Source organism: Rhizobium sp. Rhizsp82, assembly GCF_047325115.1.
GTDB lineage: Bacteria > Pseudomonadota > Alphaproteobacteria > Rhizobiales > Rhizobiaceae > Rhizobium.
Window position 1 is genome coordinate 489818 of the sequence record NZ_CP168569.1, and the last position, 23872, is coordinate 513689.

22 protein-coding genes and 1 pseudogene are annotated in these 23872 nt (G+C 59.5%); 10 read left to right on the top strand and 13 right to left on the bottom strand.

Annotation, left to right across the window (positions count from 1 at the left end):
* Nucleotides 1–1441: 1441 nt before the first annotated feature.
* Both ACEN84_RS02450 and ACEN84_RS02455 read right to left on the bottom strand, forming a co-directional pair.
* Nucleotides 1442–1729, bottom strand: coding sequence for a hypothetical protein (locus ACEN84_RS02450; RefSeq protein ID WP_112720316.1), 288 nt, complete (start codon nt 1727–1729; stop codon nt 1442–1444).
* Between the two features lie 94 nt (nt 1730–1823).
* Complete coding sequence (locus ACEN84_RS02455) at nt 1824–2291, bottom strand: Hsp20 family protein (RefSeq protein WP_112720317.1); 468 nt, start codon at nt 2289–2291, stop codon at nt 1824–1826.
* A 300-nt stretch (nt 2292–2591) separates the two neighbouring features.
* On the opposite strand from ACEN84_RS02455, the gene ACEN84_RS02460 reads away from it, so the two are divergent.
* Complete coding sequence (locus tag ACEN84_RS02460) at nt 2592–2888, top strand: hypothetical protein (RefSeq protein ID WP_112720318.1); 297 nt, start codon at nt 2592–2594, stop codon at nt 2886–2888.
* A 707-nt stretch (nt 2889–3595) separates the two neighbouring features.
* On the opposite strand, the gene ACEN84_RS02465 is transcribed toward ACEN84_RS02460, so the two are convergent.
* Complete coding sequence (locus ACEN84_RS02465; RefSeq protein WP_112720328.1) at nt 3596–4216, bottom strand: TerC family protein; 621 nt, start codon at nt 4214–4216, stop codon at nt 3596–3598.
* A gap of 195 nt (nt 4217–4411) precedes the next feature.
* On the opposite strand from ACEN84_RS02465, the gene ACEN84_RS02470 reads away from it, so the two are divergent.
* Nucleotides 4412–4606: a hypothetical protein gene (locus ACEN84_RS02470; RefSeq protein WP_112720320.1), complete on the top strand. Its 195-nt coding sequence runs from the start codon at nt 4412–4414 to the stop codon at nt 4604–4606.
* Between the two features lie 396 nt (nt 4607–5002).
* On the opposite strand, the gene ACEN84_RS02475 is transcribed toward ACEN84_RS02470, so the two are convergent.
* The 5 genes and pseudogenes from ACEN84_RS02475 to ACEN84_RS02495 form a co-directional block, all read right to left on the bottom strand.
* The gene (locus ACEN84_RS02475) at nt 5003–7246 is read right to left on the bottom strand and encodes a methyl-accepting chemotaxis protein (protein ID WP_413708520.1); all 2244 of its coding nucleotides are present in this window, start codon (nt 7244–7246) and stop codon (nt 5003–5005) included.
* 586 nt (nt 7247–7832) lie between these two features.
* On the bottom strand, nt 7833–7985 hold the full coding sequence (locus ACEN84_RS02480) for a hypothetical protein (RefSeq protein WP_199630027.1): 153 nt from the start codon (nt 7983–7985) through the stop codon (nt 7833–7835).
* Between the two features lie 55 nt (nt 7986–8040).
* Entirely contained in the window at nt 8041–8907 is an 867-nt protein-coding gene (locus ACEN84_RS02485; protein WP_112720322.1) for a DUF1236 domain-containing protein, read from the bottom strand.
* Between the two features lie 121 nt (nt 8908–9028).
* A pseudogene (locus ACEN84_RS02490) lies at nt 9029–9241 on the bottom strand (DUF1236 domain-containing protein); the annotation flags it as partial.
* A 290-nt stretch (nt 9242–9531) separates the two neighbouring features.
* Nucleotides 9532–9693: a hypothetical protein gene (locus ACEN84_RS02495; RefSeq protein WP_354541191.1), complete on the bottom strand. Its 162-nt coding sequence runs from the start codon at nt 9691–9693 to the stop codon at nt 9532–9534.
* A gap of 262 nt (nt 9694–9955) precedes the next feature.
* On the opposite strand from ACEN84_RS02495, the gene ACEN84_RS02500 reads away from it, so the two are divergent.
* Entirely contained in the window at nt 9956–10129 is a 174-nt protein-coding gene (locus ACEN84_RS02500) for a hypothetical protein (protein ID WP_162708791.1), read from the top strand.
* Nucleotides 10130–10259: 130 nt separating this feature from the next.
* On the opposite strand, the gene ACEN84_RS02505 is transcribed toward ACEN84_RS02500, so the two are convergent.
* From ACEN84_RS02505 to ACEN84_RS02515, 3 genes are all read right to left on the bottom strand, one after another.
* A complete protein-coding gene (locus tag ACEN84_RS02505) occupies nt 10260–10553 on the bottom strand; it encodes a metalloregulator ArsR/SmtB family transcription factor (RefSeq protein ID WP_112720324.1) in 294 nt (97 codons plus the stop codon).
* Nucleotides 10540–10779 (bottom strand): hypothetical protein, encoded by a 240-nt coding sequence (locus ACEN84_RS02510; protein WP_112720325.1) that lies wholly within the window; start codon nt 10777–10779, stop codon nt 10540–10542. Before ACEN84_RS02510 ends, ACEN84_RS02505 begins: the two co-directional genes overlap by 14 nt.
* A 694-nt stretch (nt 10780–11473) precedes the next feature.
* Nucleotides 11474–12013, bottom strand: a complete 540-nt coding sequence (locus tag ACEN84_RS02515; RefSeq protein ID WP_413708521.1) for a Pycsar system effector family protein — start codon at nt 12011–12013, stop codon at nt 11474–11476.
* Between the two features lie 112 nt (nt 12014–12125).
* On the opposite strand from ACEN84_RS02515, the gene ACEN84_RS02520 reads away from it, so the two are divergent.
* The 3 genes from ACEN84_RS02520 to ACEN84_RS02530 all read left to right on the top strand — a co-directional run bounded on the left by ACEN84_RS02520 (nt 12126) and on the right by ACEN84_RS02530 (nt 18380).
* The gene (locus ACEN84_RS02520) at nt 12126–15791 is read left to right on the top strand and encodes a FecR domain-containing protein (RefSeq protein WP_413708522.1); all 3666 of its coding nucleotides are present in this window, start codon (nt 12126–12128) and stop codon (nt 15789–15791) included.
* The gene (locus tag ACEN84_RS02525; RefSeq protein ID WP_413708523.1) at nt 15791–17755 is read left to right on the top strand and encodes a CHASE2 domain-containing protein; all 1965 of its coding nucleotides are present in this window, start codon (nt 15791–15793) and stop codon (nt 17753–17755) included. The genes ACEN84_RS02520 and ACEN84_RS02525 overlap by 1 nt, the downstream gene beginning before the upstream one ends.
* A gap of 229 nt (nt 17756–17984) precedes the next feature.
* Nucleotides 17985–18380 carry a helix-turn-helix domain-containing protein gene (locus ACEN84_RS02530; RefSeq protein ID WP_199628647.1) on the top strand — a complete coding sequence of 132 codons (396 nt, stop codon included), beginning with the start codon at nt 17985–17987 and terminating at the stop codon, nt 18378–18380.
* A gap of 375 nt (nt 18381–18755) precedes the next feature.
* On the opposite strand, the gene ACEN84_RS02535 is transcribed toward ACEN84_RS02530, so the two are convergent.
* Nucleotides 18756–19022 carry a hypothetical protein gene (locus ACEN84_RS02535; RefSeq protein WP_130284492.1) on the bottom strand — a complete coding sequence of 89 codons (267 nt, stop codon included), beginning with the start codon at nt 19020–19022 and terminating at the stop codon, nt 18756–18758.
* Between the two features lie 130 nt (nt 19023–19152).
* Between ACEN84_RS02535 and ACEN84_RS02540 the strand changes: the two genes are divergently transcribed.
* Entirely contained in the window at nt 19153–19353 is a 201-nt protein-coding gene (locus tag ACEN84_RS02540) for a hypothetical protein (protein WP_130284494.1), read from the top strand.
* 72 nt (nt 19354–19425) lie between these two features.
* Here ACEN84_RS02540 and ACEN84_RS02545 read toward each other — a convergent pair whose 3' ends face one another.
* A complete protein-coding gene (locus ACEN84_RS02545) occupies nt 19426–19737 on the bottom strand; it encodes a hypothetical protein (protein ID WP_199628646.1) in 312 nt (103 codons plus the stop codon).
* A 411-nt stretch (nt 19738–20148) separates the two neighbouring features.
* Here ACEN84_RS02545 and ACEN84_RS02550 point away from each other — a divergent pair, with 411 nt between their 5' ends.
* The 3 genes from ACEN84_RS02550 to ACEN84_RS02560 are packed head-to-tail and all read left to right on the top strand — an operon-like array spanning nt 20149 to nt 23856.
* Entirely contained in the window at nt 20149–20898 is a 750-nt protein-coding gene (locus ACEN84_RS02550; RefSeq protein ID WP_413708524.1) for a GntR family transcriptional regulator, read from the top strand.
* A 55-nt stretch (nt 20899–20953) separates the two neighbouring features.
* Entirely contained in the window at nt 20954–22489 is a 1536-nt protein-coding gene (locus tag ACEN84_RS02555; protein WP_413708525.1) for a putative N-acetylmannosamine-6-phosphate 2-epimerase, read from the top strand.
* Nucleotides 22490–22530: 41 nt separating this feature from the next.
* On the top strand, nt 22531–23856 hold the full coding sequence (locus ACEN84_RS02560) for an extracellular solute-binding protein (RefSeq protein ID WP_413708526.1): 1326 nt from the start codon (nt 22531–22533) through the stop codon (nt 23854–23856).
* Nucleotides 23857–23872 lie beyond the last annotated feature (16 nt).

Here is a 23872-nt window from a genome sequence, read left to right on the forward strand (position 1 = left end):
TGCAATCGAGGCGCACTGGCTGGGTGAGCCAGGATATCCTTGAGCTCGATCGGATGCCAAGGCTGAATTTAAAAGCGCTGTTCGGCGCACTCATCGTCGGCACTCTTGGACTTGCCACCTTAATGCCCAGGGGGTTTAGCTCACTCTCTGGCGCAGGGAATATGGCACACCGCAGGCGTCAGGCTAGCGAAGCGGCGATTACATCCTCTGCATTTTTTTGGACAGTTAGCGCGGAGCGCCGAAAGCTTGAAGCGCTACCGAGTCTTCCAACTCTCAGACTACTAAGCTATCGGTAGCGAATTTCAGACATACTGCGCTCTCTTTCCACCGGCAAAGCACCGGTGACTGAAAGCCGCGTTTGCACTGGCGCGGCTCTTGAGCTCGACCAAGGCAGTTTCGTTGGGCGGGCTTGGGTTGGCACAAAACACCGTCGGCGCTAAAGTTCGACAAAATGTAAGCGCATGGAGCTGCCGCCATGTTTTTCTCGAAAGACGACACGACTTTGTGGCCGGACGAGCTCGCCGTTTGCCAGCGAGTGTTCGATCATATCTGCGTAGTCAAGCAGGTCACGCTCGACATGCACCGAGAAGAGATTGCAAAGCAAATCCTCCTCGCATGCCGTAACGGCGTTAAAGACGAGAAGTCCCTCATAAGACTACTGCTTTAGGTACGCTGTTTCGCATGATGCCCCGCAGGAGCCACACACTCAGCAAGATACTCTTCGGCGGAAGGACTCGGAACCGGTCTTTCACGGGCTCGACCGATCCGCGTTAGGCCCCTCAACCGTGACGGGACACGGGCCATATCACCGCGCCTCCACGCGGGCCGTTGGAGACGTCATTGACGGAATTGTGCGCTTCATGGTCGAGGCGGAATCTCGCAAGTCTACACCGGCGGTTCCCATACGTTCCCGGCGACAAGGCGCACATGCTCAAGATCATCTCACGCGGGCTCGGTTTCTGAGCATCATCAACGGCAGTTTCGAAGAAATGGTGCGCGCAGCGTCAATGTCTGCCCAGCGGGCGAACCGTCATCGCAGTTGCCAATCACCCAAATAGATCAGCGGAAGCTTGCTGTGCCCCGCGACAGAATAGCATCGAATTGATCGGACCGCCAATCGATTAAAGGGTATTTCATGAACAGCGCGTCTCAATCGGGCCGCCTATGACACTCCCGTGGAAAGCGGCCCGGACGGCAATGGATTTCCGTCACCTGTGAAAAAATCTGCAATGAAACGTGCGCCATGGCACTCCGTCACGATCAGGGGCCGGTCAAGGCTCCCATGGCAATCGTGTCGCCGCCTCCGATAGCAACTCGTGCAGCGTTTTAGCCAGCCGTTCAAGAGCGGACCTATCAGCGACTGCTGACGAGCGATCGGCAGGGTGACATGACGATGGGCGAGGATAAAGCCGCGACGATTCGGGCACTATTCCGGCGGTCGTCAGTGAACCGAATAGCTGAGCATCCTATACGGATGGCTCGCACCGAACTGTTTGATAAGTTCGTTGGCCTGCCTGAGCACGTTCTCCGCATGACGAACATCGTCTCGAGCAAGTTCGTCGGCGTTCAGAAGAATGGCTTCGGCCATCGTCTTCGACAAGACACCAAACTTGCGGTTACCCTCGGCCATGGATTCAAGAGCAGCGCCGTCCAGCAGACGGCCTACCGCAATAAAGAGCTGTTCGCGCTCTTCGACGGACAACTGTGCGATGTTTGAAGAATGATGCATGGGAAGAATTTCTTGCTTTCGAAACTCGGGCCGGCCCGCCACCGGATCCATTCTACTGGCACCCGCTAGCCTGCCGCAGCCTCTAACCCAGGGATTACGCTGTGTGCCGATTGGCGTCGATCTGCAGCACGGTATCCTGGCTGCCCGATCCGATTGCGATCTTTCGTAGTCTCAGGGCATCCGGGATCTCTCTACGAAGTGATACCGTCAAAAGCCCGCTGGCGAGCGAAGCGTCTTCGACCCACACATGATCGGCAAGTTCAAAACGGCGTTCGAAGCTTCGTGCTGGAATGCCGCGGTGCAGATATTCGCCCTGCTGGTCTTCAGCTTTGCTTCCCTTGACGACCAGGAAGTTGCGGTCCTGGGTAATGTCGAGGTCGCTCTCGTCGAATCCAGCAACCGCCATTGATATGCGATACTCGTCCTCGCCTGTCTTGACGATGTCATAGTGCGGCCAAAAGTCGACTGCCTGCAGGCGCTGCGAATTGTTGAGCAGCTTAACGACGCGATCGAAGCCGACGCTGGACCGGTACAGCGGTGAAAAATCGAGTTCATTTCTCATCCCAAAACCTCCGTGAAGCGAGTTGGAAGGAGACGCAGCGGCAACTCGCGCCTCCGGTTTCCGGACCCCATTGGAAGACCGTGTCGACGATTTGGGATCGCGTTTTTCGGGCTTCAAGAGATCTGAGACAAAAATTTTTAGACCGCCTTCGGCTAGGTCTTGAAGTTGATGTCAACGGCTCCGATCTTCCAATTCACCTGAGGATTTTCATCCGTTTTCTAGGAGACGCATCATGAGCATCCAAAGATTAGCATCGTTAGGCGGCTCGCAACGTTCTTCATCGAAGGTGGAGGGGCTGCCATGAGACGGTCGGCTTTCACCCCGCCCACCGGTCGACACAAGGTCCCCGCCACGACGCCCGCGGACATCGCCGTCCGTTATGCCGAGAACCTTCGCCGACTTGCACGCGAAGCAGGGAAAATGGACCGCCCGGTGCTCGCTAACAGCCTTCTTTGTGTCGCCCGCCAAATGGACGACATGGCCCGCGACAATGCGACCGACGAGCTTGGCCTAAGCGCGCTGCGACGGGTTTGCCGCTTGATCGGTCGCGTCGAGCGCATGCTCGACTACCAGGCAAAGGCGTCGATCTTGCACTGACCCGCGGCCACCGCCGTTCTGGCTGCCCCTTTCATCTGTGTTTTCTGACGACACGACGCTGGAGGGGCTAGTCAGGGCCCGAGCGTAGCTTTGAAATTACGCTCTCATTCTCGAGGAACATGCCCGTCGTGAAGCGCACCGAACCCATTTGCGGCAGCCAGAGGTATGGTCGCGGTCGACGGGAGGAAGACAAATTCGCCGACGCGGCGCCGAAAAAGCGCCATTGTTCAAGGCCTGACTGGCCGACGCCTCTTCGACGTCCTCGCACCAAACAGCTGTCCTAAAACATTCGGCGCGGGGCGGGCGGTGGCGGTCCACTGCAGGTTCCGTGCGGGCTTCCGGACAGTTGCTCGACCCGGTCGCGCTCCAAAGGGCGAGAATGTCGTCGTCGAGGCTTTTCGGAACGCCGATGGCGTCGGGACCGCAGCTTTCTTCCTCGAAGATCTCGATGGCATTGTTTCGGACTTCGAACAGACGGGGCCCGGAAAGCCTTTACCGTCTGGCAGCTGACACCTTCCGTACTCAGACGGGATACAGTCGCGTGGTGATCTACCAGTTCTCGACAACGCTGCAGGCGTTGCGGTTGTTGGTCTTTCTCCGGCGAGCGTAAACCGACGCCAGGAGCGTCCCTATCAGCCGACATGAGCAACTTCAACGTTTGTGACCGCGGGCAGGCCGTTCCCAGTTGGGCCGGGAAGGGCGCAAATTTACGTTGCCGACACTTTCATCAGATAAGGCGTGACTTCGATCGCCCCTCGATAAATCATGTCAAGCGATATGTAGAGAATGACGGCAAGGCCGATATAGGCTATCCACCGATGCCTGTTGAGCAGGCGGGCAATGAAGTTTGCTGCCAACCCCATCAATGCGATGGACAGCATCAGGCCAAGTATAAGAACGCTCGGATGTTCGCGCGCAGCACCGGCGACTGCCAGCACGTTGTCGAGCGACATGGAGACATCGGCGACGATGATCTGCGTTGCAGCCTGAAGGAATGTCTTTCGGGGAGTGTTCGCCTCGTGTGGGACTTCCTCGCCGCGGTGGCCTGACCGCAGTTCGCGCCACATCTTCCAGCACACCCACAGCAGCAAAAGTCCACCTGCGAGGAGAAGACCGACGATGGCAAGAAGATAGACTGCGACGCTGGCGAAAGCTATTCGAACCACGGTGGCGGCGAGAATGCCGACAAGGATGGCCTTGCCCCGTTGCGATTGCTCAAGACCAGCGGCCGCGAGACCTATGACTACAGCGTTGTCGCCAGCAAGCACAAGATCAATCGTAATCACCTGCAGCAGTGCGGTCAGACCGGCCGGCGTGAAAATCTCCATCATGGGTGGACGCTAATCTCCGACGTTTTTCAATTGCAAACTCGCCTCAAAGCCAAATGCCCATGCGCTTACTCAGTTCCGTGTCACGGTTGCGAGAGAACTCGCGATTGTCCGGAGATCGATTGTCGCGACGATAGTAGCCCTATGAACCGTGACATTACCCCTGAGGCGTGAGTGAGATCGTCGGCAATAGCAGTGGTAGAAGGTCGGCGGGAGCAGAAGCTTCATCAGATCACGGACGACCAGAAGGCTGCCGTCTACAAGAGTGTCGCCGGTCTTCTGTTCGACGTGATCGTCAGGCCTTGCAAAGACACCACGGTCATTTTCCACCATCCAGAACCAGGGATAACGGACAAGGCCTGCCTGACGCTACGCGGCTACCACCGGTGAAGAAATGATCATGATTTTTGGCGGGCCGCGCCGCTGTTGGTCAAGCCCGGCAACTCATCGTTCTAAAACGATCACTTAAAGCGCCAGGTCGCGGAAGCCACGCACGTCGGCACCCACTTCCAAGCATTTTCAACCGGAAACAAGTCCGGCATCGTCCCGCACATGTCAGAGAACATTGTTTTGTTCACTGGATACGCTCGACACGAGGAGGGTAGAGGTTGACGGATGTCGTCGACCTTTATGATTGCGCATACCCTGGTGAATGCGGCCACATCGCTGACAACTCGCCAACGCCATCAGCTTCCTAAAGACGTTTACTGAGCCCGCTCTGGTAATTATTACATCGGCCGACGCTCGTCAGCGTCGGCGATATTAGAGCAGTGGGAGGTACGACGATCAAAATTCTTCCCAGTTCTGATCAGGAGCGACCACCGTTGCGGTGCGACCGCCCCCAAACGATCGGGCCACTCTGTCCGTCATCGCTCGTATTGGCGAGGCAACAGCTCGGACGCTTGGTTCCGTGATGACCCTTGCGGCTTGAACCATGCTGACCGTTGCCGCAGGGGCGTCGGACAAGCGGAACTGTCCTACCAAAGACTTCAGTTTCGCGGATTCTGCGGCAAGTGTAGCACCTGCGGCATTTGCCTCTTCGACCATAGCTGCATTCTGCTGTGTCACCTGGTCCATTTGATTGACAGCGGTGTTCACCTCCGCCAGGCCGACCGATTGCTCACGGGCGGAAGTAGCAATGGCATCCATATGGGTGTTCATGCTGACGATGTAGGCTTGGATACTCTGGAGCGCCTCACCAGCTGCACTGACAAGCTGGACGCCGTCCTGAACATCGTCACCGGATGCACGGATGAGCTCCTTGATCTCCTTTGCAGCCTTGGCAGAGCGCTGCGCTAGTTCTCGGACTTCCTGCGCGACAACCGCAAAGCCTTTCCCCGCTTCGCCCGCCCGGGCAGCTTCCACGCCAGCGTTGAGCGCGAGGAGATTCGTCTGGAAGGCAATCTCATCGATGACGCCGATGATGTTGGAAATTTCACTCGACGATTTCTCAATTTTGCTCATCGCCTGGACCGCATTACGGACAACATCTCCCGACTGGCTGGCGCTGCTGTTTGCCTGGATTGCGATCGAGCGCGCCTCATCCGCCCGCTTCGACGAATTCGCTACATTAACCGTGATCTCGTCCAGCGCTGCTGCCGTTTCTTCAAGCGAAGCTGCCTGCTGCTCTGTCCGTCTCGAAAGATCGTCGGCGCTCTGGCTGATTTCCCGCGAGCCACTTTCGATGGAGCTCGTGGATGTTGCGACTGCCGCTAACGTCGAGCGCAGCTGTTCGACCGCGCGGTTGAAGTCGACACGAAGGCTTTCGAACTCGTCGGCAAATCGATCGACAAGACGTACACTGAGATCGCCCGAAGCAAGCTTCTCCAGGCCGCGTGCAAGACCCTCGGTCGCTTGAGCCATGGCTTCCGCCCTTGCTCGGTCGCGCTCAGCGATCTCGCGGCGCTCCTGATCCGAAGCTTTCCGGTGGTGGTCCGCATCTTCCTCCAACTGAAGGGTTCGGATCGCATTGTCCTTGAAAATCTGCACCGCATGCGCCATTGCGCCGACTTCGTCACGGCGCGCAGTGCCTTCGATCGACACAGCGAGGTCGCCATTGGCCAGCCTCGACATGGTTGCGGTTAGCCGGGCGAGCACCCCGGCAAGCGAGCGCGCAAAGAAATAAAAACCGAGTAAAGAAATGATTGCGACTAGAACCGTACCCAAGACAGTCGTCAGGAGGGCGGCCTGCGCATTCGAAGCGACGTCGGTGACGTTTGACGCCACCTCCAGCACACCAATGGTTTGCCCCGAAAAGTTCTTGAACGGCACGGCATTGACGACCACTGTCGTCTCACCGTCGGCGACCTCCCGTGGGCTGAACACTCCGTCCATTGCCGCCTTGAGTTCTTCGGCAGAGAGCTTGGATTTCGAACCCGTCGAGGCTTGGACCGCCAGTTTGCCGTCATTAAGAATGTAAACGGTGATCGCGCCGTCGATCCGGTCGGCAATCGTATTGAAATAGTCGTTCGTGAGCCCCGTGCCGACATCGACGACCCCGACTGTCTTTCCATCGGCAACGATCGGCGCAGACGCGAACATTGAGACCGCCGTCCGACCGGGCTCGATCCCTGCAACAAGCTTACCGCTCGCTAGCGCCTCCACGACGGTCTTCCGCCGGCCGGTCATATCGTCGCCAAACTTGTCCGGTGAATGAATTCGCGCGAGCGCGATACCCTTTGCATCGATGAAGGTAATGTTTTGAAGGCCGCCGGCGTCTTTGATCGCCGGCATCGCGGAGACATAGCGGGCGATTATATTGTCTTTGTCGCCGCCTTTAACCAATGTCGCCGTGTCAGGCTCTCCAGCGAGCGCGATAGCCAATGCCGAGGCGGCCTTCTGCTGGGCAGCCATATCGGTCTGAATGAGTGAAAGGTCTCCTGCTGCCTCGCGGTGAAGGGCTTCGTCAACGGCGACCGATTGCCGATACCAAGCACTTCCTCCAATTGCGATGCTTGAAAACAGAACCGCTGCGAAACCGCAGGCCGTAATCGTGAGCCACAAGGGCCGCTTGATGTTCACATCCGACATATTGACCGTCCTTATACGTGACAGACATCACTGAGATGAAAACGAAAACGATTTCTGAACCGGGACTACAATTTCTCACTAGGTGAATTGCTTCTCCAGCCGCATGGGAAGGAATTTCCGATCGATGTGGCAGCAGCCTTTGAGACCAACCGTCGCCATCTGTCGAGGACGATCTCAGTTTCCAGCCCTTCGATGCCGACACGTGTGTTGCGTTGCCGATGCGAGGCACCCTGTCTACGACGACGCTTGCACTCAGGCGAGACTCGGAAGCTCCGACATCACAACGATTAGGCCGCTGTCACCGGACGCCTTCTCTCCAAAAGCTCAACGGCGGGGTGCGCAATAGTCGCGCCGATCACGTAGAAAACGAGAAAATCGGAGCGCGGGACCCCGGGTAGATCGTCGCCCAAAGTTCGACAGCGCTTTGTGAACGCGCGTGGCGAGCGGCTCGTCATGGGATCGCCGCTCGCCTTTGTTGTCGCATATAGGGTGCCTTATCGGTCAATGATCATGCTCCACGGTGAGGTGGTCAGGCATCCCTCATCAGCTCGGATTGGGGTCTGATGCTCTTTGTATTAATAGCCTATCACGGTGATATGCCAGCCGCGGGGACGAAGACGCGGGCGGGCGACGGGCGCTCCGTCGTCAGCACCAAGCCCCCGCAGACGCAGGCGATAGCGATGACAATGACGATTAACGGGAAACCGATACCTGATGATTTTTCTTCACCGTAGATCATGGACATTCCTCCAGCGGCCCCGACGGCGCAAAGTGACGCCGCCGGGTACTGCCTGCTAGGCCTCGATGATGTAGACGATCGTCAGCGCGTCCGGATCGACGATGACGATCCGGCCGTCCGCAAGGAGGAAAAAGCGGTAGCCTTCATACGCCGGTACGATCTTAACGATTCGCGGCGGCAGCCTCTCAAGGTGAACCCGCTTAGGGATAGTTGTGCCGACGGAAACCGTGAAGTCGACTTCTTTGACCGGTGCAACGTGGACTTCCTGGATCACCTGTCGGATTTCAGTGCGCTGTTCGACGGTCACGTTGACGTTGGTCTTGGAATTGGTCGTCTCGTTGCTTGTCGTGCTGTTATTGACGTTCGTCTCGGTTGACTTATGAGTGGAGGTGTTCTGATCGGCAGAACTCTTGGAAGCGTCACCACCTTGACGGCTCGTGCCAGACGTGCTGGAGTTCTTTGTGGTGCCGTTATTCGCGTCCGTCGCCGCGTCGTTGGTGCCAGACTTCGCCTTCTGCTCGGTCGTCGTGCCGCTGGAGGCGTCTTGCGATGCAGACGTCTTCTTCATGTCGGCAGAGGGTTTCCGGGGCTCAGTTCCGCTTGCACCATCGGTCGACTGCTTTGTCCTGCTCTCCTGCCCATCGGACCCTTCGTCGCTCTTCTGCTTGGCTTGATCCTTGGTTTGCGGACATGCGCCTGACGCGTCGGGAGTGCAATCCGTGCCGGAGGCATGCGAGCCGGCATCTGACTGACTTGACTGGGACCCAGAGACGGCATTGGTCGAGGTCGCGCCTGACTGGGAACCGGATTGAGCGTCTGACTGCGTTTTCGTGCCGCTTTGTGCGGCGGCCGGAGTGGTCGCTAACGGCGAGACGCTTAGAGATAACGCGGCCAACACAGCGGCGAGATGGGTTCGTTTCATGACATAATCTCCAAATTTGAAGAGGCAGCGTCGGCCGTAACGAATGCTTGTGTTGCGGCAGGCGTGGCCGCTTGTTGATGGTAGACGGCTGTCGCCGCCCGGCGATCACGGCGCGACTGTCTTACTGGATGACCTGGATGACCTTCCGGGTGGAAGGTTCGACGATCACGCGCTCATCGTTGACGATGGCGTAGGCATAGCCAGTTTCGTCGGGGATCGGCGTCACCACGACGGTGTCAGGAAGTGCCTGTCCGACAACGATCTTCTCCTTGACAACCACGCGTTCCTCGGGAGCAGGAGCCTTTTGGACGAAGGTGATAACCTTCTCCGACGGCATGGCCGACTGTGCAAATGCAACGCTCGAAGTCATAAGCGCGGCGGCGGCGATTGCTGCTCTGATATTCATGATGTTTCCTCCTTTTTTGATGGACCGTTCCACCGGGAGGCCAAACCTTCTCACCGCGCACTCGTTCCAGACCCCGGACCTCAGTCCGGGGTCAATTCGACCTTAGTCCGATGCCTCTGCAATTCGCCGTTTGGAGCGAAGGTCCGCCTTGTTCATCAGTTCGTCAAATGCTTCACGCGCGGCCATGACATTCGCTGGTTCAAGGGGATTGCCGTCCCCTAAAACCACTGGTGGCCGCGCCAGTGATGCAGGGGAGCGTCTGGGGCAGCGATCCGCGTTTTCGGCAGACTGACGCGCCATGATTTGGCCAGCGGCATGAGCTGCCCGCCAGACGCGCCGATGCCATGCAGGAAGATGACGAGGTGGTCGAGCGATGACATGACGATCCTGGAGGTTGCGGAATGGCCCGACGGCGCTCGACCTCAAGGAAGGGAGCAGTCGTCTCACCCCACACATAAGCCGTCACGCAGACGCCGGCGGATACCGCTGCGGAAGTCCACGTGATGACGGGTGGCAGATCGTAGATGGTGTACATGCAGCGCCTCCGCAAAGAAGAAAGGCTGGCCATACGCTACTGGACACGGGGCCCGAAGCCGTTGAAGCGCCCTCTCAATTTCCCCACATCTGAGGAAACCTTCACGAATGGCTGTCATCGTAACGAGGATCAGGAAGACGCTGGCCGTGCAACAGCGTTCAGCGGCCTTCGAACGCACGAACAAGATTGTAGCAGACGCCGCAGATGAAGAGCGGCATCTCCGGGAGGAGAGCGAGCGACTTTGCAAACTGAGGTTGGCTGCTTTGAATGCGAGGGAATGAACCACAGATCTCGTACAACGAAGCTGCTTGTCGATCAGGCGGGGCACTGCGACCGACAGGCCGCTCTCCGGCTGTCACACCGCTGCCGCTGCCGGTTGGAGAAGGCCCATGACGACCTCGGTTAATGCGGTCATACAGGCTGTCGATCCGAGGAGTCTGGCTGGAAGCTGTCGATCCAAGATCTAATCTCTTCGGAGGCACAATGGTAGAATACTGTTCGGCCGCATCTCCGCGTCCTGATCAGGCCGGCCTTGCGCAGCTCGCGAAGATGAGCGGTTGCAGTCGATCGGCTCCGGTCGCAAAGCCGAACAATCTGCTCGGCACGTAATTCGCCTTCCGATACCGCCTTAGCGAGTCTAAGCTTTAGGGGATGGGAAAGTAGCGTCCGGAACAGGGCGCGCTGATCGGGATCAATGTCGATCATCACGATCCTGAAGGGAAGGACTGTAGTGGAGACCAGCCGGACAATCAACGGCGGAGAAGAACTCAAAGTTATCAAGCATCGCGTGGCTTTCAGAGCCCATCACCGCGACAGTCCAAAATTCGCGCTCTCCGCCGAAAACGGATGAAACCATGACTATCTCGGTGCGGCTGCTGCCTCGTCGGCGAGCCCAGTAGAACTTTTCCGTTTCGAGCTCTGGTCGGTCCATACTATTCCTCCATGGAAGGACCGGAAATGGTACCGCCTGACTTTCAGATAGGGCGACTGCAGTCAATTGCCAGCGGAGATCGTACCGAAGATCGAAGTCGAGCTTAGCGGCTCGTCTTCCAGAGCGCTCTTTCGCCTGGATCAGCGCTTTCGTTGCGCAATTCTCTCAAGGTCGAGGCTACCAGTCCCACAAACATGGTCGCGATAAGGACTGTCAGTATTGTCAGAAGGGCGAACATTTTATTTCTCCAGCGTCCCATATGAATGAGCGCCATGTGAAAAAGTTCCGCGAGATCTCCGCGACGCGCGGATGCTGTCAGCGCTTCGATAAGGCGAAAATTCTTGCAGAGCCTAGCAGCGGCTCGCCGTCTGCCTGATTGCCCGCGCGTGCGCTCTGCTCGCCACAGTTTGTGGCGCGGGCGACTGAGAGCTCTTTTACCCTCGCCCCAGAGCGTGTTCCGGAAACGATCCGAAATTCACCGGAAACCGCGTCCTAATCATTCGTTCGCGGCGCGGTCTAATCCATCGATGCCCTCACCTGCGGGACATTGCTGTTAAGCAACTCGCTGCCGATGCCGGCTGGGACGTGTCGTGCAGCCGAAGCGTCGAGGCAGCACACAGATACGGTTTAAGACCAGAAGGAGCCTTTCTTCGAAATTGATTTTATCGAGAGAGATTGGGTGTGAGTTTCACCCTCACCCGGCGATCAGAAGCAGCACATAAGCGATGACGGTTACCATCAGTCCGCGAAACGCGAGTGTGACGCAACGATACTTGCCGCGCGCAATGGTGGAGAGAATATCGGCATTGTCGAGATATTCGGCGAAGAGATAGCGCTCGTCGCGCCGTGTCGCCGCGTCCCAGAAGAGCTGCCGGTGCTCGCCCCAGGTGCCCCAGAACAGCGAGGTGGACTTGGTGAGATGGCGCGGCAGCACCACCAGGATCGCTGACAGGATCGAGAAGACGGACGCCGCTGCAAGCAGACCGGAGAACAGAATGTGCTGCAGGTTTCCGTCGGCATAGCGCGTCCATGTAAAGACCGCGCGTACCTCGCTGGAGCTGACGAGAAAGGCAAGCATGAAGGTGAAGATGTAAGCCGCCTTCTGATCGGATATCTTGATCTGATCGTAGAAGATGTCGTTTATCTTCTTGATATGGTCGAAATATTCCGATCCGATATCCTCTGTCGAAGGATCGCTCATCATCAGTTCAGTCGCACTTTCGAAATCCGCCACGCACTTACCTCCGCCGCAAAGTGTTTCCCTGATATTACACTTCACAACCAAAGCAAGAGCATAAGTAGAACTCTGCTTGACTTTTGGCGACGCCAAAGACAAACGCTTTTCTATGAGGGGTAGATTTACGAATTCCATGTCCGCCGTGATGGCGTTGACTGTGGCGGCGTCTTTTGTTGCGCGGCCGGCAGCGGCCGACCCTGTTTTGCGCGCTGAACCGGCAGCCGGTTCCGTCATCGACCGCAAGATGGGCGAGGAAGTGCGCTTCGTCGATCTGTCGAACTGGCAGAATGTCGACCTGCACCAGGATCTGCTCGGCGGCGACGTGCTGCGCACCAATGCATCCGGCCAGCTCGCCATCCTCTTTGCCGACCGCACCCAGGTTCGCCTCGGCCGCAATTCGGCGCTGCAGGTCAAGAAGATGGCGCGCGACGGCGACACGATCCTCAACCTGCAATCCGGCACCATGTGGGCCCGCGCCCAGCGCGGCGGCACGGGGCTGACGGTCGAGACCCCGGCAGCGGCCGCCGCCATCCGCGGCACGGACTGGACGCTGACCGTCAAGGGCGACCAGACCTCGCTGATCGTGCTTGAGGGACAGGTCGAGCTGAAGAACGAGTATGGCAGCGTCCAGGTGGCGGAGGGCGAAGGCGCCGTCGCCACCATCGGCCAGGCGCCGCGCAAGCTCGTCATCGTCACGCCGGATGATCGCGAGCAGATGCTCTTCTATCTGACGCTGCGCAGCGGCTTCACCTTCATGCCCGCCTCGCCGCTTCCGGTGCAGAAGATGCGCAGCGAGCGCAGCCGCATCGAAGCCAAGGCGCCCGGCGCCCGCAGCGCCGAGGATTGGCTGACGCTTGCCGAAGTGCAGCTCTCGCTCGATGGCCGCAGGAAAGCGCTGGAATCCCTGGCGCAGGCCCGCGCCTCTCGCCTCTCCGCCTCCCAGCGCGCCCGCGCCGATCTCATCGAGGCGCTGATCGCCGGCGCCGAGAAGCGCTATGACGATGCGGCCAAACTCTTTGCCAGCGCCGAACGCTCCCTCGATCCGCTGCGCCGCGGCATCGCCGCCTACGGCGGCTATTACGCCCGGTCGCTGCGCGATCCCTCCCGCAACGAGAAGCCGCCGGCGAGCGTCACCGGCCCCTACGCCGCGGTGATGAAGGCCTATACGGCAGGCTTCCTCGAAGACATCCCGGCAGCGATCGCCACGATGAAGCAAGCCGAGGCGCACTACCCCGAGGACTCGACGCTTCCGGCGCTGCGCGCCCAGCTCGCGCTGCTGATCAACGACCGCGTCCAGATGCAGGATGCAATCGCCCGCTCGCTGGCGATCGACCCGCAGGACCCGAACGCCCTGCAGGCCCGCGCCCGCATGCGCGCAGATTATCAGGGCGATCTCGAAGGCGCCCTCGCCGACTTGAACGCAGCGATCGAAGTGGCGCCCGGCTCATCCATGGCCTGGAACGACCTCGGTCTGCTGCAGGATGCCCGCGGCGCCTCGCGCGAAGCCGAAGCCGCCCTCAAGAAGGCGATCGAGCTCGATCCCGACGATCCGATCGGCCACGCCAATCTGGCAATTCTCTATCTCGATCAGTCACGGATGAAGGAAGCCAAGCGCGAAATCGACCTCGCGCTCGCCGCCGACCCGGCCTTCGACATCGCGCTGCTCGCCCGGGGCCGCTACTATCTGCAGATGGGCGAGATGGACAAGGCGATCGACGATCTCCTGGCATCCTCGACCGCCAATCCGGCGCATTCGCAGGCGCAGCTGATGCTCGCCGCCGGCCACTACGAAAAGGGCGACCGCGTCCTCTCGGAACAGGCGCTGGATAATGCCGACCGGCTGGACAAGAATGATCCGGTGATCTCGTCATTCCGCACCGCCGTCGCGATCGATGATTACGATCCGGATGGCGCGCTTGAGAATGCCCAGGAATTCCTGCGCCGCTCCAAGGCCCGCGGCGGCCACTACGGCTCGCTCGGCGCCAATCAGGATGCCGGCTCGACGCTGAACAATGCCTTCCGCCTGCGCGGCCTCAACGCCTGGGGCCGCTATTACGGCGATGCGGTCTTCGACCCCTTCGCCGGCAGCGGCTATGTCGACCAGTCGATCCGCGGCAACATCCGCCCCTTCGCCAATACCGAAATCTTCGACGACGAGATCGATCTCTACAAGCTGAACTCGAACAGCTTCTCAGCGCTCTTGCAGGGTCTGCTGCTCGATCCGCACATGCTGTCCGGCCGCTCACGCTCCGCCAACCTCCTGCGCCGCCCGTTTCTGGAGGGGTCGCTTGGCGCGGGCTTTATCAATTCGGCTGGCGAGACGAAACCGACGGGTGAAGCGGAGCTCCAGGGTTTTGCCAATGCCCCGTTCCCGGTGAGCGGGTATCTGAATTTGACGTGGGTGCAGACGCCGTATGGCGGCGATTATGGTCAATCTCTAGTCGGTTTGCTCGGGCCTGGAACCAACAATGGCGATATCAAAAACTGGTCCGGTAATGCGTATTTGACCGCAACGCCAAATCCCGACGATCGCTTCGTCCTCTACGCCAATCATAGCGATAGCCGGATCGATCAAACGATCGATTTCCCCTTCGCACCGGGCGGTGTGCCGTACAACGAAAGCGACAGGGTCAACTCAAGGGAGACTGCGGCCGGGATTGGTTGGAGCCATACCTTCGGGTATCGCAACGTTGTAAATTCAGCTTTCTTCTATACCGATAGTGAACAGCGCATTACCCAAGGTTTTGGCATACCACCAGTTACAGGGCGCTTTGCTACAAGTTCTCAACAGAACTATATAGTTGCGATCAACCACCTCTACGGAAGTGATGATTTGACTTGGCGGTACGGCCTGGAAGGCGGTGTCATCCATGCAGAGGCGTCGGATTCATTTCCTTTCGCGGCCGGAACTGATGAAGCAATCGGTCTTGGCCGTGCCTATATCGACCTGCTTCATGAAATCACTCCCACGCTGAAAGCCGAGTATGCAATCTTCGGAACGTTAGTGGATGGCGAGACAACAGACACGGCTAGGATTGAGCCTCGCCTTGGTGTCGCTTGGACACCTTCCGACGGCCAGTGGTTACGTGTTGCCTACATGCGCCAGAGCTTCGACCTTGGCAGCCCGACGCTGTCGCCGATTGGCGTTCTGGGCCTGCAATCAAACCAGCTATACTCAGGCAACGACGGATACACCGACACCATTGCGGTACAATGGGACGCGCAGTGGACCGATAGCTTCTTCACGAGTGTCGAATACCAGCATCAGCAGATCAAGGATCTGAACCTGGGTTACCCGATCACCAGCCCCTTTGTTCCCTATCTTCCAGGGGGCATCAGCATCAGTGATGGTAGACTTGATCGGCTAAGTGCCACAGCCAACGTTGCTCTCTCCTACGGCTTTGGTATCTCTGCAACGGTTGCCTATGCGCACTCCAAAAACGAGGATGCGAGCAACATTGGCTTCGGTGAGGCTTTGCCTTATGTGCCGGAACGCAGTGCCCAGCTTGCTGTCACTTGGGTCAACGAAGCCAATGTCAAAGCAACACTCGCGGCCAACTACATAGGCACACGCGAGGGGCAACTCGGTCCCTTCACGACCGTTAAACTTGACGACTACTGGACCCTCGACGCCAACATGATCTGGGAGCCGCTCGACAAGCGGTTCGCCCTCGAAGCCTCTGCCTTTAACCTTCTCGACGAGGATTTCGAGGTTGCGCCCGGCGTGCCGGGCTGGGGGCGTGCGGTCAAGGGCAGCCTGAAGATCCGCTTCTGATGCGCTCCAATCCCCGCCAGTCCACCCGCGCTCCCGGCTGGCCGTTCAGCAGCCGGCCGGTCAGGCTTGCCGTGCTGGTGCTGGCGACGCTGGTGGCAATTTCGTTTCTGTCGCGGCTGCCCGCCTGGTCGCTGCTCGAGCTCCGGAGCTTCGACTATCTCTCGACGGTCGATGATCCCCTTCCGCCCGAGGATGCGCCCGTCATCGTCGCGATCGACGAACCGGCGCTGGCGCAGATCAACGCCCAATGGCCCTGGCCGCGCCGCCTGCACGCCGACCTGATCAAGGCGCTGCGGGCCGCCGGCGCCAAGGCGATCGGTCTCGACATCATCATGGCCGAGCCGTCGTCTCCCGAGAATGACGCGGCAATCACCGCAGCCTCCGCACCCGATCTGGTGCTCGCCGGTGATGAAACGCTGATCCAGGCGCCGCAGGCCGATCAGCTGATCCGCACCACGCCGATGCCGCAGTTCACGGCCGCCGGTGCCAGAACCGGCATCGCCTCAATCGAGCTTGGCGGCGACGGCACCTTCCGCACCATTCCCGCCTATCGCGACGGCTTTGCCGTGATGCTGGCGGCCGCCGCGGGAAAGGCGGCCGCGATGCCGCCCGCGGGCGCGATGATCCAGTCCTTCGGCCCGGCCCGCAGCTATCCGACGGTCTCCTATTATCAGGCGCTCGATCCGCCGACTTTCCTGCCCCCTGATTTCTTCAGGAACCGCGTTGTGCTCGTCGGCCTCAGCCTGCAGAACGCACCCGAGATCGACAAGGGCGGCGCCGATACCTTTGCGACGCCCTATACCGTCCACACCGGCAAGCTGGTGGCTGGCGTCGAGATCCAGGCAACGATCTACGACAATATCGTCCACCGCTTCTATATCGCCAGGGGCGCGCTGCCGCTGGTGGCGCTGGCGATCCTCGTCGCGGCGATCCTCGCGGCGGCAACGGTCTGGCGCTCCACCAGCTGGCTGACACTCGCAGCCGCGATTGCCGCGATCGGCGTCTTCGCTGCCGCAAGCTTTGCCGGCATCCGCTTCGGCCATGTCTTCGTCTCGCCGCTCGGCCCGTCGATCGCCTATATCGCCGTCGCCTTCGGCCAGGCTGCCTTCGACTTCGCCGAGGAGCGTCGCAACAAGCAGCAGATCACCCGCGCCTTCTCGCAATATATCTCGCCGGAACTCGTCAAGCGGCTGACGGAAGACCCCTCGCAGCTGAAGCTCGGTGGCGAGCGGCGCACGCTCTCGGTGCTGTTTTCGGATGTGCGCGGCTTCACGACCATCGCCGAGACGATGAAGGACGATCCGGAGCAGCTGACGACGCTGATCAACCGGCTGCTGACGCCGCTGTCCGAAGTGGTGATGAACCATGGCGGCACGATCGACAAATATATGGGCGATTGCATCATGGCCTTCTGGAACGCCCCACTCGACGATCCCGATCATGCCATGCATGCCGTCACCGCGTCGCTGGCGATGCAGGAGGAGATCACCAAGCTCAATCACGAGCTGGAAGCCGAAGCCAGGGCCTTTGGTACGCCGCTGCATGTGCTGAAGATGGGCGTCGGCATCAATACCGGCGAATGCGTCGTCGGCAATATGGGCTCCACCCGCCGCTTCGACTACTCTTGCCTCGGCGACAGCGTCAACCTCGCCTCACGGCTGGAGGGCGCCTCGAAGAATTATGGCGTCGCGCTTCTGCTCGGCGAGACCACGGCATTCCTGGTCAGCGGCAAATATACAATCGCCGAGCTCGACCGCGTCATCGTCAAGGGCAAGACCGTCCCTGCCCCTGTCTTCACTATTCTGCACCGGGCCAATGACGATGCGCTCGCCGCCCACGCGCTGTTCCTGCAGGCGAAATATGCCGGCGAACTGGTCGAGGACGATCCCCGCTTCGACGTGATGGCGGCGATGATCCCGGAACTTTCGGGCTATTACGCTCTTATGCGATTTACTTCGACTTGAGCCGTAGAGCAGACAGCGGCCCAAACATCGCCGCGCAACGCGAATGCCGGGACCGGCTTCTTCCTGAAAGAACAAATCGGGGGGGTGGCCATACCGTCATTGCCGCTCTCTGGTCTCCTGAGCTGCTCGATTTGTTTCATAAATCAGACTATGGTCCGACCCAGCTGAAAAGCATGGACAGCGCACGCTCGCTAGTGCAACCGTTGCACACCAACTCTCCAGGAAAGTCATGCCGAAAATTCCCGCTATTCCCTCTCATATCGATGTTGCCGTCGGAACCCGTGTACGAACCCGCAGAAAGCTTCTCGGCATGTCACAGACCAGCTTAGCCGACAAGTTGGACATCACATTTCAACAGGTCCAGAAGTACGAAAAGGGCACAAACAGGATCGGCTCCAGCCGTCTGCAGCAGATTGCCAATATTCTTGGGACGACTCCAGCCTGGCTCTTTGGCGAAGAGGAGGAAAACCGACACGGGGCGGTCGGGTCATCTGCGATAGAAGACATGATTGGAACAGCTGAAGGTATTGCGTTGAACCAGGCGTTCATCAGGATCAAAGATGCCGGCGTGAGACGCTCGTTGATAGCGCTGGTAAAGACCCTTGCCAGCAATGACGACGAGTGACATGCGCAGGCTCGCACGACCTCGAGAGAACCATAAGCCTGACCTGCGATGCCAGCTGCGACGTGCTTGACAACCGCGACTGGAGAACTCCAGCGACGCGATCAGCCTAAGTCGAGCGATCCAGATACCAGGCTTGGTAGTCATCGCACGCGCCCTCGAATTCCTTCGAGTGTTCCAGCAGGGAATGAGCTGTCATTGCAGTGAGAGCTTACACCTGGTTAGGCGTCATCGAAGGCGGCAGAGCATTTCCAGGAAGGAGGATGGCTGCATGCGTCGGCTTGCGGCGCCGGATGCTGACCTCACCTGCTCAACGGCAATATCTTTAAGCTCAGTCATACCGTGGTCCCCGACGGATGTCCGGATCCAGCGGTCGACCTACTCGCCACGGCCACGCCGTGCAGGGTCGAACCACTCTCCACCGAATTTCGACATGAATGCAGAAGCTCCCGCTCGCGTGGCGAAACAATGGATATTGAAAATCTGCCCGTTGGACGTCACCGATGGGATGACACTGCAGCGTAACAGACGGTTGCAGTAAAGCGCTTGCTCGTCTGCCAAACTGCCTTCCGACAATGCTTTCAAGAGCGCGATCTGATGAGGCCAGCCCCGATTGATTGTCGATAGAGTCAGCTTCTTCGCCACATCGCACTCCCTTGAGTATCGGCAAGTCCAGTTGACATATATCCCAGAAAGAACAAAATGGGAACATAAGATTTTCCAATGAAGCTTGGCTGCCTCTGGGGCCCACGGCAACAGCACAAGGAAGAACGCAATGAGTGACCTCGACCGTCCCACGCTGCAGCGTGCCCCTACCCTCGTCGCCCGCAAATGCAGTTGCGGGGATTGGGCGGGGTTCGGCTTCGGGAAAGGCGAGCGTGAGGAATGGTGGTGTTGGAGCCACTATCCCTACAAGACTTCTGCACGGATGGAAGCCGCTGAGATCGCCGACGCCCTTTCGTCGAAGGTAGCGTAGAAGTACCTACGCTGAGAACCGATGGAAGCTCGCGACAAGGTTGGGGCGCCAGTTGGTGAGACCTGCTCCCTGTCATTCCAACGCTGAGAAATCGAATGGCTTTGCAGATGCCGCCGCGGTGTAGATTGCTCCTGATGCCTGGACACCGCCCGCGCTCCAGAACGTCCACCTTCGTTGTTGGCGATCGAGACCGCCGCCCGGATCGCTCTCGTTGAATGTGAGTATGATTTCAGAGAAAATGACAAATCTCCAGGGATCGCCTTTAGCCAGTCTGATTTTCGCTTTGGCGCGACCCTCAAGATGCTCAATTTCTTCGCGCACCTCGGCGAGCGCTGTCCATATCTGGAAGGCTTTGCTGAAGAGAGCTGACCCATAGGGGCTCAACGCCTTCGCCAGTTTGCAAAACAGACGAACGCCGTGGGGATTCTCGAGCTGGCGGATTACCCGCCGATAGCGCTAGCTGGGAAATGTTCAGCTCATTGCCAGCAGCTGAGATTGCGAGGCAGATAGGCGACTTTCACAGATCATGTCCCAAAGGATCAACTTCAGCAACGGTTCTGATTTCACCGGCCAGACTACCCTTGGCAAAGGCGATGCGCCCGCGCTGCAGGTACTCGATCGGACCAAGGCACACCACCTCCTTAAACCTTGCGGCGAAACTCGCCCGAAACTGTCGCGTGGCTCGACCTGACGCAATGCACAATTCAATCGTTCGCGAAGCACTGTTTGCGCCCGCGAGATAATACCAGTATATATCCAGTGAATTTTCTTGAGTCCTCCTTCGGCAGATTTCCCATGGCAGACAATCAGGTCATCGATGCAATCGGGACGTCCCTCGATCAGCTTCCGGCCGATATCCCGCTCTATAAGCGGCTGAAGCTGGCAATCGAGGAGGCGATCCAGACGCAGGCCTTTCAATCCGGTAGCGTCCTGCCTGGTGAGCGGGTGATTGCGACGTCTTTGTCGCTCTCCCGCGTAACGGTGCGCAAAGCTTTGGCGCTTCTGGAAGAAGAGGGGCTTCTCAATCGGCGCCACGGCTTCAAGACCGAAATCGGCTCGCGCGTCGAGAAGTCGCTTTCGACGCTCACCAGCTTTTCCGAGGACATTCGCGCCCGGGGCCAAGTGCCTGGATGTATTTGGATCGCGAAGCAGATAACCCGGGCCTCTTCCACCGAGATGATGGCCCTCGGCATTGCCGGAAATGCCAATGTGATCAGGATGAAGCGGGTTCGAACCGCGAACGGACTGCCGATCGCATTGGAGACGTCGATCGTTCCCGTTCGCTTCGTGCCCTCACCTGACCTGATCGGCCAGTCGCTCTACGAAGTGCTGGAAGCGCGAGGGTTCATGCCGGAACGCGCGATCCAGCGTATGCGCTCGCGAGCAGCGACCCCTGAAGACGCCGACCATCTTCACTGCGAGGCGGGCTCACCTCTCCTGGTGACCGAGCGGCGTTGTTATCTGGCGGAAGGCCAGACCGTCGAACTGTGCGAAACCCGCTATAAGGGCGACGTATATGACTTCGTCTTCGAATTGCAGCGATAATACCAGTCATTAACTGGTTGCCATCTGGTATTTTCCATCTATCGTGATGTCCGAAATGGAGCATCCCGTGAAGCGCGAAGACATCAGAAACAGCCTCATCGTTTCCTGCCAGCCGGTGCCCGACGGCCCGATGGATGATGCGCGCTTCGTCATCGGTTTTGCAAATGCCGCAGCGGCCGCAGGCGCCAAAGCAGTGCGCATCGAATCCGTCGCCTATGTGAAGGCCGCCCGGCCGCATGTGAAGCTTCCAATTATCGGCATCGTCAAGCGCGATCTCGACGACAGCCCGGTCCGCATCACGCCCTTTATTGCGGATGTCGAGGCACTGGCAGATGCGGGCGCCGATATCATCGCTTTCGACGCGACAGATCGCACCCGTCCGGCACCTGTCGAAGCGCTGGTGACCGCGGCGAAGGCCAAGGGCAAGCTGACGATGGCAGATTGCTCCTCGCTCGAAGACGCCAGGCGCGCGCTGGCCGCCGGCGTCGATTTTGTCGGCACGACGCTGTCGGGTTATGTCGGCGGACCGGAACCGGTCGAGCCCGATATCGCCTTGATTTCGGCAATACGCGCGCTGACGCCTTACGTCATCGCCGAGGGCCGTATCCGCACGCCGGAACAGGCGGCGCAGGCCGCGGATGCAGGCGCGCTCGCCGTTGTCGTCGGCTCCGCCATCACCCGCACCGAGCATGCGACGGCCTGGTTTCATCAAGCGACCGACGCCGCCTTCTCGGCGCGCGAAGATGCGGGCAAGCCGGTGCTGGCGATCGATATTGGCGGGACGAAGACAATGGTCGCCCTCGTCGAACAGGACGAGGTGCTGGAGGAGCGCGTCGTCCGCACACGGCGCGAAGAGGGTCCCGACGTCTGGCTGGATGCAATCGCTGCGGAAACCGCCGGGTGGGCCGGTCACTTCGCCCGCGCCGGTATCGCGGTGACAGGCTTCGTCGAAGACGGCAACTGGTCGGCGCTCAATCCGGCAACCCTTGGAATTCCCGATAACTATCCGCTGGTGGCGCGCGCGGAGAAGCGTCTCGGCGTATCCGTCATCGCCATCAACGATGCGCAGGCGGCCGCCTGGGGCGAATACCGGTTTGGCGCCGGACGCGGCGAGGATATCGTCTTCCTGACGATCTCGACCGGCATCGGCGGCGGCATCGTCATCAATGGCAGGCTCGCCTCCGGTCTTGCCGGGCATTTCGGGCTGACCCGCAGTCCGTCGCAGGGCGTGGAGCCTCTGGAAGACATGACATCCGGGCTCTGGATCGCCGCACAGGCGAAAGCGGCCGGCCATGACGCCGACGCGGTGACGGTATTTGCCGAGGCAGAAAAGGGCGCTGCCTGGGCGAAGGAGATCGTCGAGCGGTCCGCGCTGCGCGTTGCCCTGCTTTGCAGCGATATCAAACTGATGCTCGATCCGAAGCGGATCGTCATCGGCGGCGGTATCGGCCTTGCCCCCGGCTATCTCGATCAGGTGCGGTCGCAGCTTGGCGGTTTGAGTTCCCGCATCACTCCCAACCTCGTCGCGGCAGAACTCGGCAGCCGCGCAGGCATTATCGGCGCCGCGGATCTGGCGCGCAGCAGGGCATGAAGACCACCGGATAATCACGAAAACAAAGAAAGGGAACAAAAATGAAAATGCAGAAGATAATCGCTCCGGCTCTCGCCGCGCTTCTTTCGAGCGCCGCCCTGCCGGGACTTGCCAATGCCACCGTCACCGTCCTCGGCTGGCCTGGCGGTTCAGAGGAGACGGCGCTGCGCGCCACCGTCGAGGTCTATAACAAGACCGCCTCCGACGCCGACAAGGTGGAGCTGCTGTTCTTCAACCGTGACGGCTTCTTCGACAAGCTGCAGGCCGACATGGCCGCCGGTTCGACCGCCTTCGACATCAACCTCGTCGCAACCTACTCGATCGGCCGCTACGCGCCCTACATGGAACCGGTCGATCTCAGTGCCGATGCCGCCAAGGTGTTCGGCGATTCCGTTCTGAAGACCATGCAGTTCGACGGCAAGCAGTATGGCGTTCCGACCGACCTGTCGCTGCACTTCATGTATTACCGCAAAGATCTCATCGACGCCCTGATGAAGGACGATGCAGCGAAGAAGACCTATGCCGAGCTCGCCAAGAAGGTGCTTGGCAAGGATCTGCAGCCGAAGGACCCGGACAGCTGGACCTGGGACGACTGGGCGGCGACCGCGCTCTACTTCTCCAAGCAGGCCAATCCCGACAGCCCCGTGCGCTATGGCACCGTGCTGCAGATGAAGAACCTGCTGTTCAACATGATGGTGTTCCAGTCCCTGCCCCGTTCCTACGGCGGCGACTGGATGGATGCCAGCGGCAACGTGACGGTCGATTCCGACGCCTACAAGACTGCGCTGCAGCTCTATAAGACGCTCTACGATGCCGGCGCTTCGCCGAAGGACTCGCTGAGCTACGAATATCCGGAAACCAACGCCGCCTTCGCAGCCGGCCAGGCTGCAACCGCGCTGCAGTGGAATGCCGCCGCCGCCGACCTCACCAGCGCCGAGAAGTCGCCGGCCGTCGCCGACGTGACGGGTATCGTCGCGCCGCCGGCCGGGCCGAACGGCCGCGCCGATCACATCCACGGTCTTGGTCTTGGCCTCAACAAGAATGCCAAGAACAAGGAGGGTGCCGTCAAGTTCCTGAAATGGTTGGCGACCGAGGATGCAGCCCTGACCTATGCGAAGAGCGGCGGCTCACCGGCGCTGACGCCTGAGGTCGTGGCGAAGGTCGCTTCCGAGCGCCCGGATCTCGTCAAGCTCGGCGAATTCGCCAGCAAGTACGGCTATGTCATGACCGGCGCCACCTCGGCCAATGCCCTCTCGGTCTACGAGCTGCAGGCCAAGGAGTTCACCGGCTACTGGTCGGGCCAGCAGAGCCTTGAGGATGCGCTTGCCCACACGAAGACGGGCATGCAGGATCTCCTCAAGAAGTAACCCTGATCTGGATGCC